At 43.8% G+C, this 14120-nt stretch carries 17 protein-coding genes; 15 read left to right on the forward strand and 2 right to left on the reverse strand.

Annotation, left to right across the window (positions count from 1 at the left end; genetic code table 11):
- The first annotated feature begins 292 nt into the window (after positions 1-292).
- The 5 genes from ACE1CD_RS00985 (at position 293) to ACE1CD_RS01005 (ending at position 5921) form a co-directional block, all read left to right on the forward strand.
- The gene (locus ACE1CD_RS00985) at positions 293-1354 is read left to right on the forward strand and encodes an ABC transporter permease (RefSeq protein ID WP_374820864.1); all 1062 of its coding nucleotides are present in this window, start codon (positions 293-295) and stop codon (positions 1352-1354) included.
- Between the two features lie 115 nt (positions 1355-1469).
- Positions 1470-1766 carry a hypothetical protein gene (locus ACE1CD_RS00990; protein ID WP_374820867.1) on the forward strand — a complete coding sequence of 99 codons (297 nt, stop codon included), beginning with the start codon at positions 1470-1472 and terminating at the stop codon, positions 1764-1766.
- A gap of 264 nt (positions 1767-2030) precedes the next feature.
- Positions 2031-2393 (forward strand): low temperature-induced protein, encoded by a 363-nt coding sequence (locus ACE1CD_RS00995; RefSeq protein WP_374820870.1) that lies wholly within the window; start codon positions 2031-2033, stop codon positions 2391-2393.
- Positions 2394-2809: 416 nt separating this feature from the next.
- On the forward strand, positions 2810-5143 hold the full coding sequence (locus ACE1CD_RS01000; RefSeq protein ID WP_374820872.1) for an NACHT domain-containing protein: 2334 nt from the start codon (positions 2810-2812) through the stop codon (positions 5141-5143).
- 1 nt (position 5144) lies between these two features.
- A complete protein-coding gene (locus ACE1CD_RS01005; protein WP_374820875.1) occupies positions 5145-5921 on the forward strand; it encodes a sterol desaturase family protein in 777 nt (258 codons plus the stop codon).
- A gap of 64 nt (positions 5922-5985) precedes the next feature.
- Here ACE1CD_RS01005 and ACE1CD_RS01010 read toward each other — a convergent pair whose 3' ends face one another.
- Positions 5986-7095 carry a sensor histidine kinase gene (locus tag ACE1CD_RS01010; RefSeq protein WP_374820878.1) on the reverse strand — a complete coding sequence of 370 codons (1110 nt, stop codon included), beginning with the start codon at positions 7093-7095 and terminating at the stop codon, positions 5986-5988.
- Positions 7096-7424: 329 nt separating this feature from the next.
- Here ACE1CD_RS01010 and ACE1CD_RS01015 point away from each other — a divergent pair, with 329 nt between their 5' ends.
- The 4 genes from ACE1CD_RS01015 to ACE1CD_RS01030 all read left to right on the forward strand — a co-directional run bounded on the left by ACE1CD_RS01015 (position 7425) and on the right by ACE1CD_RS01030 (position 10292).
- Positions 7425-7907, forward strand: coding sequence for an allophycocyanin (locus ACE1CD_RS01015; protein ID WP_374820881.1), 483 nt, complete (start codon positions 7425-7427; stop codon positions 7905-7907).
- 853 nt (positions 7908-8760) lie between these two features.
- Positions 8761-9105: a hypothetical protein gene (locus ACE1CD_RS01020; RefSeq protein WP_374820884.1), complete on the forward strand. Its 345-nt coding sequence runs from the start codon at positions 8761-8763 to the stop codon at positions 9103-9105.
- Between the two features lie 69 nt (positions 9106-9174).
- Complete coding sequence (locus ACE1CD_RS01025; RefSeq protein WP_374820887.1) at positions 9175-9504, forward strand: hypothetical protein; 330 nt, start codon at positions 9175-9177, stop codon at positions 9502-9504.
- 251 nt (positions 9505-9755) lie between these two features.
- The gene (locus ACE1CD_RS01030; protein ID WP_374820890.1) at positions 9756-10292 is read left to right on the forward strand and encodes a two-component system response regulator; all 537 of its coding nucleotides are present in this window, start codon (positions 9756-9758) and stop codon (positions 10290-10292) included.
- Here the strand turns inward: ACE1CD_RS01030 and ACE1CD_RS01035 are convergent.
- Positions 10279-10440: a hypothetical protein gene (locus ACE1CD_RS01035; RefSeq protein WP_374820893.1), complete on the reverse strand. Its 162-nt coding sequence runs from the start codon at positions 10438-10440 to the stop codon at positions 10279-10281. The two genes, ACE1CD_RS01030 and ACE1CD_RS01035, sit on opposite strands and share 14 nt — an antisense overlap.
- Here ACE1CD_RS01035 and ACE1CD_RS01040 point away from each other — a divergent pair.
- From ACE1CD_RS01040 to ACE1CD_RS01065, 6 genes are all read left to right on the forward strand, one after another.
- Positions 10439-11197: a sensor histidine kinase gene (locus ACE1CD_RS01040; protein WP_374820896.1), complete on the forward strand. Its 759-nt coding sequence runs from the start codon at positions 10439-10441 to the stop codon at positions 11195-11197. The genes ACE1CD_RS01035 and ACE1CD_RS01040 overlap by 2 nt on opposite strands.
- Positions 11198-11530: 333 nt before the next feature.
- Entirely contained in the window at positions 11531-11839 is a 309-nt protein-coding gene (gene psb34, locus ACE1CD_RS01045; RefSeq protein WP_374820899.1) for a photosystem II assembly protein Psb34, read from the forward strand.
- 445 nt (positions 11840-12284) lie between these two features.
- Complete coding sequence (locus tag ACE1CD_RS01050) at positions 12285-12839, forward strand: pentapeptide repeat-containing protein (protein WP_374820901.1); 555 nt, start codon at positions 12285-12287, stop codon at positions 12837-12839.
- Positions 12832-13002: an SRPBCC family protein gene (locus tag ACE1CD_RS01055; protein WP_374820904.1), complete on the forward strand. Its 171-nt coding sequence runs from the start codon at positions 12832-12834 to the stop codon at positions 13000-13002. The genes ACE1CD_RS01050 and ACE1CD_RS01055 overlap by 8 nt, the downstream gene beginning before the upstream one ends.
- Before the next feature lie 586 nt (positions 13003-13588).
- A complete protein-coding gene (locus ACE1CD_RS01060; RefSeq protein WP_374820906.1) occupies positions 13589-13792 on the forward strand; it encodes an NblA/ycf18 family protein in 204 nt (67 codons plus the stop codon).
- Between the two features lie 69 nt (positions 13793-13861).
- Complete coding sequence (locus ACE1CD_RS01065) at positions 13862-14062, forward strand: high light inducible protein (RefSeq protein ID WP_374820908.1); 201 nt, start codon at positions 13862-13864, stop codon at positions 14060-14062.
- Positions 14063-14120: the final 58 nt, after the last annotated feature.

Genomic DNA, 14120 nt, shown 5'->3' on the forward strand with positions numbered 1-14120 from the left:
AATCAGTCACAAATACTGTAAATCTATTCACAAAAAGGACGGTTATTCGTATGTGGCATAGACCCTGCCCCCCGTTTCCTCCCGTCGCCAAGCTGGGTACAGCTATGGCGAGGGTCTCCACGGGGGAAGACAGATGAATAAATTCAGCCAATAATATCTTTTTTTTGATAGGGAATTCTTTTTTGCCGAGGGAGAGTCCCCTATCAATTTTAGTCAGAAAAATTTTAGGTTGAAGGATTTGGCAGCAATCCGAAATCTAAAATTGCAGTAAGCGAAATGGATTTGTATTTAGATGACTTCTACAAAAGATTCCTGGGATAACAGAAAATGGGAGTTTGCTTCGCATTGGCTGGCTCAGGTATTCACTAGCGAAACATTTGTATATGTGCTGAAGCGCTTATTGCAGGCACTCCTAACCCTGCTGTTGGCTTCGGCACTCTCGTTTTTCATTATTCAATTTGCTCCGGGGGATTACCTGGATACGCTCAGGCAAAATCCGAAAATTTCGCCGGAACGGATTGAGCAGCTCAGACAGCAGTTTGGTTTGGATAAATCTTGGCCAGAACAGTACGTGCTATGGTTGTGGCGGATTATCACGCAAGGTAATTTTGGCACGAGTTTTGTTTACGGGCGATCGGTGGGATCTTTGTTGTGGGAGCGCATTCCCAATACGCTGCTGTTGGCGATTTCTTCGCTGGTGATGACCTGGGCGATCGCCATCCCGTTAGGGATTGTCGCCGCAGTCAATCAAAATCGTTATGTCGATCGCTTCTTACAGTTAATCAGCTACACCGGGCAGGGATTTCCCAGCTTTATCACCGCCTTGCTGCTGCTAATCGTAGCCCAAAACACTTCTCCTTTGTTTCCAGTGGGAGGAATGACGAGCATCAATCACTCGGAACTAACGCTGTTCGGTCAGATATTAGATGTTGGCTGGCACATGATTTTACCCACTCTGGCGCTGAGCGTTACTAGCTTTGCCGGTTTGCAGCGAATTATGCGAGGAGAATTGTTAGATGTGCTGCGCCAAGATTACATCCAGACAGCTCGCGCCAAAGGTTTGCCAGAAAATCGGGTGATTTACGTTCACGCTCTCCGCAATGCCGTTAACCCTTTAATTACGCTACTGGGTTTTGAGTTTGCCGGTTTGTTGAGCGGTGCTTTTATTTCTGAGTACTTCTTTAACTGGCCCGGTTTGGGACGGTTGATTTTGGATGCTGTACGCGCTCAAGACCTCTACCTAGTGATGGCGAGTTTGATGATGGGTGCGGTGATGCTGATCTTGGGCAATTTATTGGCAGATTTGCTGCTCAAGGGAGTAGACCCGCGCATTCGTCTGGAAAACTTGAATTAGCTAATTGGGGAATTTCAAATTTCAGATTTCAGATTTCAAATTTGATTCTTCAATCTGCAATTTGAAATTTTCAATTTGAAATTCCCCTTTCCCATTCCCCATTCCCGATGTCATCATGTTTTCCCAAATTTATTATGTTGTTCGTTCTAGATCGGACGGTCGCTATTTAACAGCACATCCAGAAATCGCTTCAAAAGCAGCTAATTCTCCCAGCTTTCTACTTTTATTTAACGAAGATTTCGAGGCGCTGAGCTACCTCAATACCCACGGCGCGGATGTAGCCGATCGCTTTGCCGTTGAATCCGTCCCCGGCAGTCAACTGAAAAATCTGCTCAAACGTTGGGGTTTTGCTGGTGTGGGTATTATTCGCGACCCACTGTTACCCAGCATTGAATTTTTCTCCTTAGATTGAGGTTGCAACTCTATACGCCTTTTGATAGATGAAAGAAGCTTTTCAATTGCACAATACATATCTATCCACCAGAGGTAGTCAGCCATCTGATACGCCTTTTGATAGATGAAGAATGCTTTTGAAGCTATCAATACAGATCTATCCAGATACAGAGGCGACAAACTCAAAAATTTGAGCAAATAGAGGAAGGTCGCTGAAATAAAGGTTTGTTTAGCCTCTTAAAGACCAATAGCTACCAATTTCGATAAATAGGAGAATCTTTCAATGCGTTCTATTCGTTTTAACTTTTCTGCACTGTTGCGTCCGATTCGTGTTCTGCTCGCTGTTTGCGTTTGTGCTGTAATCCTGATGTCTTATGCTATGCCAGCTTACAGCGCCAGCACCAACACCAGTCGCCCTACTGACGGCGAAGCAAATCTATTAGATATTGAACGGAAGTCACAAGAAGCGGTTTTGTCAAATCCTTACGGAATGAAAAAGCAAATTAAGGAAACAAATCCCGGTTTGAATGAAGTTCAAGGAACCGCTGACATCGATAAAATGAAACGTCCTGAAAATACCAAAGGCGTTGAGTCGGTGGAAGAAATTATCGGCAAATCCCTGGAAAAAGCAGCGGGAAACAAATAGTTATACCTGGCTTTTTCTTACTTCAGCGACAGTCTGGCAAGATAATTAAGTTCGGATTGTCCCTATTTTTGAGGGTAGGCATAGATGTCTGCCCCGATTTTTTTATGATAACTAATAAGGTAATTATTTGCTGCACCCTATAGTTTGCTAAAGTTGTGTTTGATTTCTCGGATGAATTGGTGTAATCCGGTACAAAAAGTAAAAATAGGTTGACTGAATATCCTTATTTGCTTGTCATCTGAGTGCATAAATAGCGTTTGATTTGCTGTAATGGGGCAAGTGTGATATTCTCTATATTATTGGAATTGTATATCTTCAGTGGATGAAGCGAGTAAGGAGACGGCTCTAGAATAAGAGACAGACGTTCGGGTTTGAATTCTTAACACTTCGACATTTTCGACCAGGAAGTTTGTCTCATGGTCAAGCGATCGCTCCAGGCATCCCCTGCTGGAATTCAAAGGGCTAAACGAGCATTTGCCCTGAAAGGGTGGACTCAGGAAAATTTGGCAGGAGAAGTGAACTTAAAGACTCGTCAGCCAATCTGGCGGTTTTTCACGGGTCAACCTGTCGATCGTCACATTTTTTTAGCGGTTTGCTCGATTCTCGATTTAGATTGGCGAGACATTGCCGAAAATCCACCCGCAGAATTTCCTGAACTGGAAGAAATCATTGAGACTGCGCCCGTAGCTGTTGCCCCTACAGAAATTGATACGGTGGTGCAACAGGTGCGATCGCAGTATCGAAATACCATTCAAAACCAGTGCGGTATTTTGCAACTCCTCGACATCAGCCGTCCCGTCAGTATTGATGACATCTATGTCGATGTCAATATTTTGGAAGAGATTGTCAGCCAACAGTGGTTTGAAATTGCCAATTTGCAAAACCTAAACCCAACAGAGTTCGATCGAATTGGCTTAGGCACGGTTGAGCAACCGCAAATACCGGGAATGCAAGCCGTTGAAACTCACTCAAAACTGCGAGTTTTGGGGAAACCAGGGGTAGGCAAAACGACATTTCTCAAACATCTCGCCATCCAGTGTAATCGAGGTGAATTTGCCGCGCAGCAAGTCCCCATCTTTATTACGCTACGAGATTTTGCGGAAGAATTCAGAGATAGTGGCAAGTTCAGTCTTTTCAACTATATTCGTCAGGCATGGCTGATTGCCGGAGTTACCAATCCCTCTGTGCTAAAAACCTGCCTGCAAGAGGGTCGCATCTTACTGTTGTTAGATGGCATGGATGAAGTGCTGAACCAGGACAACACAAAGGTTTTGAGGGAGATTCGTAAATTCTCAGAAAAGTATCACAAAAATCAGTTCATTGTTTCCTGCCGCACAGCCGCCCAAAAGCTGCAACTGCCAGGGTTTACCGATGTTGAAATTGCCCCGTTTACCCAGGCTCAAATCACCACCTTTGCTCAAAAGTGGTTTGTCGCCCTTGCCAAACAAAATCCTCAAACCGGGCAGGCTCAATCCAGCCAATTTATGCAAAAGTTAGACTTGCCAGAAAACTGGCAGTTTCGCCAACTGGTGGTGACTCCTTTGTTTCTGCATTTGGCTTGCTGGATGTTTCAGGGTCAGGAGAAATTTCCGGCAAAACGATCGGAGTTTTATAAACAAGGGCTGGATTTGCTGCTGGGTAAATGGGATGAAGCCAAAGGGATCGATCGCGATGATGTGTATCGGGATTTTCGATTGCCCCAAAAGCTGAGGCTACTGAGCCAGCTTGCCGCCGTTACCTTTGAACAGGGACAGTACTTTTTTGAGCAACGCATCATTGAACAATACATTGAGGACTATTTACGGAATTTGCCCGGTGCCATGCTGGAACCAGAGGAAATCCAACTCGAGAGTGAAGCGATGCTAAAAGCGATCGAGGCACAACACGGCATTTTGATTGAACGAGCGCGAGGAATCTTTTCCTTTTCCTATCTCGCCTTTCAAGAATACTTTACGGCTCGTAAAATCGTCGCCAGTCACAATCTCCGGGCATTAGAGCAAGCCCTTGAGGGATTGGTCAGTCACATTACCGACCCTCACTGGCGGGAAGTTTTTCTGTTAACGGTGGCGATGTTACGCAGTGCAGATTCCTTGGTGCAGGTGATGAAGCAGGAAATTGATGCCTTGGTTGCTCACGATCCCTATCTACAAGAATTTTTGATGTGGGCAAATCAAAAATCTCAAACAATTCCATCCCAGCCTAAAGTAGCTACTACACGGGCGTTTTATCTCGCGCTTGGCCAACCCTCATCGACAGCCGCTCATTTCGCCCTAGCCAGCACCCTCGATCAAGGAATTGTTTTAGATGCGGCGTTGGAGAACTTGTTGTTAGAATTTGCTGCCGACCACAGCCCAGATTTTGTCTATGCCAATGCCTGTGGTGAGGCACTCAACAATATTCTGGTAATGGTTCTGGATGCTGGGTTTTACAAGTCTCTGCAACAATTGAAAGATCAATTACCCCCTCCCAGTCAAAGTCGGGAACGACTGCAAGACTGGTGGCAACAAAATTATGCTGCCTGGGTGGAGCAGGTCAGAGCCACGATCGCCCATTACCGCAATATTCGTCATCCCTGGCAATTTACACCTGAGCAGCAGCAAGTGTTACAACGTTACTATGATGCGAATCAACTCTTGGTCGATTGCCTGAATAGCAATTGCGAGGTGACAGCAGCCATTCGGCAAGAAATCGAAGCGACGTTGCTACTCCCTCAAAAAGAATTGGAAGATCGGGAATGGCAAGGAGATTAAATTGGTAGATCACTCATTTGGCTTTTATGGGATCGCTTTTTTTGGAATTATTCTGTTACGGTATTTTCTGGTGGCAGGGGGAATGTATTTGTGCTTCTATTCGCCAGTCAGCCAGTATTTTATTCATCCTCAGAAACCCTATCAATCACCTTCGTGGAAATTGATTCGACACGATATTAAACTTTCGTTTTTTTCTGCTGGAGTGTTTGCGTTGGCAGCGGCATTTATCCTGTCAGGATACAGTTGCGGGATTACTCGCTTATATAGCCATGCTCAACAGTACGATCTGTGGTATTTAGGAGTTAGTTATGTAATCGTGTTGGTGCTACAGGACGCTTATTTCTATTTCACCCATCGCTTGTTTCATCACCCGTTATTATTCCGTTGGGTACATCAAGGGCATCATCGATCGCGCTATCCAACTCCGTGGACCTCGTTTGCCTTTGACCCATTAGAAGCGATCGTTCAGGCGCTTTTTCTAGTTGGCATTGTTTTCGTCATTCCACTGCATTTCATCACGTTGATTGCAGTCCTCACAACAATGACCGTGTGGGCAGTGTTAAATCATTTGGGACTCGATCGCTTGCCCTCCTCCTTTCCTCACCATTGGCTGGGTCGCTGGTTTATTGGTCCGGCTCATCATTCCATTCATCACCGCAAATACACTGTGCATTACGGGTTGTATTTCACGTTTTGGGATAAACTGCTTGGCACTCAAGATCTTAATTACGATAAGCAGTTTGATGAGCGCCGGATGGGTAAGTTGGATGACGTTTAACTCATACATCTTTAATTAGGTTTTGTAACGTATTCAACCAATTCATTCAAGATGTCATTTTTGCTTAATTGGCAACGGCGGAAAAATTAGGCAACTTAACGATAAAACTGGTTCCTTCACCCTCTGCACTTTTAACTTCAATCGTTCCCCGGTGCGCCTCAACAATACTCTTGGCTAGAAATAATCCTAATCCCCATCCTGTTTGCTCTTCACTAGAGACAGTGCGACGAAATTGCTGAAATAGAATGGATTGAGCTTCGCGAGCGATCGGAGTGCCTTCATTGTGAATAGTCAGGCTAATCTGCGTTTCAGTCTGCTGTAGTGTGAGTGTAATCGGTGTATCAGGAGTACCATACTTCACAGCGTTAGTGGCTAAATTTTCAATCACCCGCCGCAGTTGTTTACGGCTGCAATTGCTTTTGATATCTGAATCAGCAGCTACAACAAAACGCTCTCCATAACTGAAGCTTAAATCCTCCACGACTTCTTGAAGCAACCGATCTAAATAGCAGTCTTGAAATTCAAACTTTAAGCTTTGTCCTGCTCGTAACCGACTGGCATCAAGCAAATTTTGAATCATCGAATCCATTCGCTCGATCGCGCCGATCATTCTTACCGCCACATCTAAGTGGGCATCTCCTCGCTCGAGCCGACGGAGAATGAGTTGAGTTCCTAGTTTCACCACATTAACGGAACCTCTAAGGTCGTGGGTTAATGTCAGCATAAATAGTTCTTGAATATCTCGCAGCGTCTGGGAAAATTGAGTCGCCGCATCATTAACGGCTTGCTCGATCGAATCAATGATGATGTCTCGTTCTCTCACATCTAAAGGGGTTTCTTCCTCTAAAACCTGAAAGATCACCTGACGCAGGATATGATACTCGAAGATCAGTTGAGTCATCGAGCAGTCAGCATACCCTGCCCGCTCATGTCCATGCTGCTTGCCGATGCGAGTTGTTTCTACCTGAGTAGCTGAGATTTTGGCAGGTGCCCTTTCAATCTGAGTTGAGAGTTCATCAACCAGTTGGTTTAAGTACAAAGGTAGAGAGTTTTGTAAGACAAGCGAGTCTTGATGCGTCGATGCACCCACTTCGTTCCGTGCCCGCACCTCCCACATTTGCACGATCTTTTCAGCATTTTGCTTAAGACGGTCTGAAACTGAGTTGGACACCATTTGCTTAGAAGTCGGGGGATAGAGCATGAGGAATACTGCCCGATTATAGGTGTTAACCCATCAAAGTTCAATCACAAAGTAATACTGCTTGAAATAGCAAAGCTATCCGATCGAGGGGTTTGGGGAGCTATAGGGCTCCGACTTTAACCCCGTAAGTCGGAGGTACATGGACTTCCCAGGGTAAGTTAATCAACTCACTCATGAAATCAAACATTAATGTGTCATGGTTGTTAGTACGTGCAAAGTGCCAGCTAAAGTCAAGCCGAGATGCTGATTTTCAATAAGTCAACTGCATTAATCCTTCATTCAAACCTTTAAGGAACTCGCTCATGAGTATTATCAAAAAATTAATTGTCAATGCCGATGCGGAATCTCGCTATCTCACTCCTGGAGAGATGGATCGGATCGAGGACTTTGTGATGAGTGCCGATCGCCGCTTGCGCCTGGTCAAAGCGTTAACCGATAGCCGCGATCGGATTGTGAAGCAAGCTGCAAGCCAATTGTTTCAACGACGACCAAGCTTGGTTTCTCCTGGTGGCAATGCCTATGGTGAGGAAATGACCGCGACCTGCCTGCGAGATATGGATTACTACCTGCGCTTGATTACCTACAGCGTAGCGGCAGGAGAAACAACACCCCTTGAGGAGATTGGACTGATTGGAGTGCGCCAAATGTATAACTCCCTGGGGACTCCCATTGATGCGGTTGCTGAAGGAGTGCGTGCGATGAAAAATCTAACCATGTCAATGATGTCAGGGGAAGATGCGAGCGAAGTAGGTGCTTATTTTGACTACTTGATTAACGCCCTTTAACACAATGTCGGCAGAAGTCCCCAACTAAAATCTCTGATTTTGTTGGGGATGAATGACGATCGACTAACTCCAGACGCGAAGCAACGACATTGCTAAGTCTATCAAAACTTGTTATTTTTATAGCTAGGGACTGGGGCGTCGGGTCAGAAGCGCGTCAAATTAAGGGTTTCAGGAATTAAGAATGTCCTAACCGACGAGAGCGGTTGCTATATTAGAGAATTTTCCTTGCTGCCATAGGTATAGCAAAAGTCAAAAGTCAAAAGTCAAAAGTGAAATCCTTACTGTGAATTGGTTCTGGCGTTTTAGGATGCCCTAACCGCCCTGGCGGTTGCTATAAATATCCATAAAGGATTTTATACATATCTAAGCTTTTTGTTAGCGCAAATTAATTTTTATATCGAAATCAATCAATTTATGCGGCAAATGAAGCGTTAACCACTCAGAGTGGCAAATAGAAAAACTATCTGTTCCATTCGGATTTAAAAATGGGCGATCGACTAGCTTCTCCAACCGCCTTACCAAAACAATTATCAGAAAACCTCTTCGCAACGAAGAGTGGGCAATTCAGCTCTATGCCTAGCAGACATCAATGCCCATGTTGTTCAACAGTTTTACCCCGTCATGTTTGTTCGGGTCGGCTTTACTGGTACTGTATGTACTGTCGTGAAGATATGCCTGCTTTATCAGTCAAAGATTAGTGTAGTCAGGCAAAATTCGGAAGGTAGAAGGTAAAAGGGAACCCATTGATGATTTCTGCCTTCTTTAATCAGCTCGAAGGTTATTTCTGGCCTGCTGGGCTAGTCGCTTTAAAGGTCGGTGCTTTAGTCATTAACAGTCTAAATTAGAGGTAAAAATGCCCTACGAATTGGTTAATCTTACCTTGCCAATAGTCATTCAAGAAATTGAAAATGTCTTAGAGGGCTATCCTGAATATCCTTATCAAGCAGCTTTTTCGATGCCTGAATTGCGCCAAACATTGATTGCCCACGTTCTTAGTCAGATTCCTAACTACTACGAAGTTAAAGGAGTACCGAAAGCATCTAACAACTCTAAAGTTCGTCACTTCTCCCTGCAACAGGAAAAGCTACGGGTGGAAATGGTCATCTGTGACAGTATTTCGTACATCCTGCGCGAAAATGCAAGTTGGCAGAGCCGCAATCTTTCTAATATTCAAGGGCAATTGGCACAGGAATTTTGAAATCATAATTTTTTCAATTTGCTGTGGCAATTTCAACCTTTAGCTACAAAAAGGAGTTTGATGATTGCTATGTTATCCACAGAAATGACCTTTGACGATATAATGCGACTAGAGCAGTTTCGTAATGAACGCTTGCGTAGCTTCTTTGCTCAAAATTTATTGCATTGCGTCTTCCGCCGTGGTCGCCACAAAACGTTGATCGTTCATTGTCCAGAGGCTTGGATGGTGGATAGTTTACTAACTGACTTAGAAGAATTATGCGATTACGCATGGCTGATCTTGGGAGTTGAGGCGATCGCACTCTATTTCGCTCAAGAGGAAATTTGTCGCGTCGAACATTATCGAGTTCATCGTGCTTCGTCCGGTATTCGTCACCGCATCCTCAAGAAGAGTAGGTAACCTCAGCAAGCTTACAGCAACCGTCAGTAGACCAAAAAGTTTTTCATAAGCTTTGCACCATAAGGAATTCAGTCTCCTAGCTTTGATTGACCAACCCCTTAAGGAAACAGCATTTCAGACTATGCCAAATGAATTTGCCATCGGTGCGATCGCTTGCTTTGGATGAGAGACATCGGCTGAAACACCTATTCTCTCGTAAATTTTCGGTCTACTGACCGTTTTTTCCACTTGAAATCCTCATAGGTATCAATATGTCGATCGCAAATGAATTCCTTTTGAATCCTAGAATACTCGAAGATGCTCAAATCCTTCTAGTAGACAACGATCGCGATACCAGAGATCTGTATGCTTTTCTGATGGAAGACCAGGGTGCAAGGGTGACAGCATCGAGATCTATCCAAGACGCATTAGATTTTCTGGATGGGTACATCCCCAATCTTTTGATTTGTGAAATGAGATTCCTGGGCGAAAGTGTTTTGCCACTGATTCAACGAGTCAGATCCCTGGCATTCAGCAGTGGCAGACCGATCCCCATTCTGGTCACTTCAACTTGCGATCCAATCAGTCTGGCTCAAGAGTTGAAGGTAAAAGTTGAAGAGTATTTACTCAAGCCCGTTGACATTGGCGATTTCGTCGATCGAGCCTGGAACCTGACAAGCTTGTCAAATACTATCTACCCACCTAGCATTCAAGCTTGGGCGATCGATCCGAATCCAGTCAAACCGTTACTTTGTGATGCTGGAGTGATATCAATCTATGCTGCAAGACCTCTCCTCATTTTGGCATGAGCGGTTCCAATCCTTGCCGATGGAGTTTCTTTCGGTGCTGGCAGCCATTGTCAAACTCTATATCCTTTTGGCAGAAACCGTTAAGCGATTGTTCTATCAACACATTCGGGCTTAACTCGATCGCACCCTCACACTCCAGCCATCTCATGGAAGAAATATCCGATCGCCAAATAGAAGAACTAGAACATCTCAACCAACTCAAAGATGATTTTTTGAGTACAGTGTCCCATGAGTTGCGATCGCCCATCACGAATATCAAGATGGCAATTCAGATGCTAAAGTTGCTGGTTCACAAAGATGAGAGCAGGGAGAAAGCGAAAGTCGATCGCTACCTGCTGATTCTGGAGGAGGAGTGCGATCGAGAAATCAATCTACTGAATAACCTCCTAAATCTACAGCAACTGGATGCCGGAAACTATTGTGTGAACCAAACACCAGTTCACCTGCAAGAGGCGATTCCGCAGATTATCAAGCCGTTTTTGCAACGTATAGCCAACCAGCAGCAAACGCTTCAGCTAGAAATTGCAGCAAACTTATCTGTCCTGACAGTAGACCGGATCGGCCTAGAGCGGATTTTGACTGAACTGCTCACCAATGCCTGTAAGTTCACTCCAATCGGAGGAACCATCGCAGTCATGCTTTCCTGGAACTTGCAATCTACTCAATCCCTAAAAATCTTCCAACTAAAAGTGACCAATTCAGGAGTAGACATTCCCGTGAGAGAATGGGATCGAATTTTCGATCGGTTCTATCGTATTGTCAATGGCGATCGCTGGAAATATGATGGAACTGGGTTAGGACTGACATTAGTCAAAAAGCTAACAGAGCATTTGGGGGGTTCTATTTGGGTAGAAAGTGGGACTGGGCAAACGTGTTTTACTGTTGAAATTCCTGTTAATGACTGAGTATTCATCAATGCCTGATGCTGGGTAAAAATTTAATACCTTTTATAGTTGACCCAACTGAATAAGTATGATAGGTTTTTTAAACTTTTATTCTCTATTTTCTGAGTTGACGATCGACTGACCGATTAAAAAGCATCTGAATGAGTAGCAAATTGCTCAATCTCTAAAAATACATTTTGTCGCTCTATCAACCTCAGCCGTTCAATTAATTTTATTTTGAATAACTACAACTCAAGGGGCGTAATACTTTCAGCGATTGTCAGCCTGCTTTGGCAACACATTCCTTGTTTAATAGACTATGATAGTAAGTATAAAGTCTAAATGAGGCATCCCATGAGCGACACCAAGACCCAAGGGAAAACCCTCAACCTTAATGAAAAGCATTACAGCGACGGTAGTGAACTCATCCCTGCTGAAGTTCAAGCGCATATCCGCTATGATGAAGCTCAGTTGGCTGATACTGCTTCTGGAGTTGGCTATACCATCGATGATGAAGGACTGATCAATAACTTTGCAGTTGAGCCTGATATGTACCCATCAGAGTATCCTTCACCACGACAACAGCGACAATATATTGTTCTAGGTGTAAGCGCCATCCTGTTTGTTGCCATGTTAATGCTGGTTGCATTTTCTGTTAGCTAAGCATTAGTTGGGCGGATGAGATGTTCTAGTCAATTGAGAGCAAGTTAGCTTCACTGTTTGCGATCGCGACACTCTAAGAATCAGCAATTAAGTTTTCCATTGATGTGACTGGATCTCTGGCGGAACAGTCGCATCATTTCATTATTCATGAGTAATTCAGCACATCAAAATTGTTCCGATCTGGCTCACTTTTTCGATCCTCGGTGTGCTAATGCTGTTCCAAAAATGTTATTTCAAAAATAATCGAACAATTCGATTCAATCAAAGCAAAAGCCCAATGGTTCTCTTGTAAAAGGATTCTAATGTTCGATCGTTACTTATCTATTTATAGTCAAATGGTTGGTTTATAGTCAACCACTTTACATCTCTTCAAATAGTGGAATGTGGAAAGAACATTATTCAATCCAATTTGTTTCAATAAAAACGTAAGTTGAAGGACAAAAATATGGATGCTCAAGAGATTTTGAAACTCTACGCAACAGGACACCGAGACTTTAGCCATGTCAGTCTAGTTCAAGTTTGTTTGATGAATGCAAAGCTAGTTGGTATCAACCTCATGGGTGCTGAATTGGTTGGAGCCGACTTACGGGGGGTGGATTTAACTGAAGCACACCTCAATCAAGCAAATCTGAACCAAACCAATTTAGCCCATGCAGCAATGATTCAAGCTTGTCTAACTCATGCAGATTTGAGTGGTGCAGACCTCAGTGGAGCCAATTTAACCCATGCAGATTTGAGCGGCGCAGACCTCAGCGGAGCTAAATTAGGGGGTAGCGACTTAAGGAAAGCGAACCTCAGCAAAGCAGATTTGACTGGTGCTGACTTGCGGGGAGCAGATTTGAGTGGAGCGAATTTGAAGGAAACTAATCTCAGTGATGCGGATTTGACTGGAGCAGATTTAGGTTATGCAGATTTGACTGGAGCAGATATTGAGGCAGCCAAGATTGATGAGTCAGGACTCCGTGGAACCATGATGCCTGATGGGGTTGTTCATGCCTAACTCAATAGAGCATTCTAAGCGGATGCTGCAACGTAGTGTCGAAGTGGAAGTGGACTGCTCTGTGCAGCAAGTTTACGATTTCTGGGAAGACTTGGAGAATGTACCGCGTTGGATGCCACTTGGGCTGTTATTGAATCTCATTTCTTTTCAATGGATGCGATAAGCAATGCTAAACAAAAAAAGATCCCAAAAGGCATGATGGAACCATCTCTGGGCTATTTGGGAATTCAAAGTAAGTTCACTTATTGCTGAGGTTGTTTAATTTTGCTCTTTTCCCACAAATTGAGATCGCTTCATCACTTTGAGTTCCCACCTCTTACTTTACCTTGAGCAGGTGGGAACTTTTTTAATCAACCAAATAACCCCTTATATGAAACATCGCATTGCCATAGTGGAAGGGTAACCTTCGATATTCGGAGGGCATCAGATATAAGAAGGCCAAACGTTTACTCTTATTTGCCAATCAATCGGCTGGTTTTAGTTGCTCGCGTTGATGCGATCGCTTTACATCTCTCCCTTCAGAAATACCTTGGACTGAATTGGAGATCTGATGTAATTTATCTAAATATTTTGTTATACTAATTTACATAACGCAACAAATTTCCTGATAGTACTCCCATTAATAACTGACACATCTGGAATTTGCATAGCAAGCGCAGCAGGTCGATCTGCTTTAGAGAAAGATTTCAAGACAGCTAGTTTACTATCAAACTCACGATTTTACCCCACTTAGGGGATAGGAGTCAGATATGGATATGGATCGGGCGATCGAACTTACTCTGGAGCAGGAATTTAGCCTCAGAAACTTTGCAGATATGGTTCAGCAAATGTCCCGCGAACAGGCGCAAGCGTTTCTAGTTGAGCAGCATCGACTCATGATGCTTCAGAAAACGATGTATCAAGAGATTTTGAAGCAGGAATGGAAATTAGACTCAAATTTTGCTGCTCGCTAATTTGGGAAGCAATTCTAATTTTTCATGTTTGAATCAGTTCTGACAATCACAAAATTTGGAGTAATTATCATGACAAATTCCACAAAAGTAACATCTTCTACAGGCATTGGCGGAACCTCTCTGAAAGAAAAGCGCAATGCTTGGCTTTGGGGATTTACACCTCAAGCTGAGAGTTGGAATGGTCGTCTGGCAATGATTGGATTTGTGTCTGCCCTTCTCATTGAAATGTTTTCCAGGCAGGGTGTTCTTCACTTCTGGAATTTAATGTAAGTTGGCACTTTGATTTATTGTTTGACCGATCTAATAACCAAATCAACCCAGAAATGAA

This window comes from Aerosakkonema sp. BLCC-F183 (genome assembly GCF_041929145.1).
GTDB lineage: Bacteria > Cyanobacteriota > Cyanobacteriia > Cyanobacteriales > Aerosakkonemataceae > Aerosakkonema.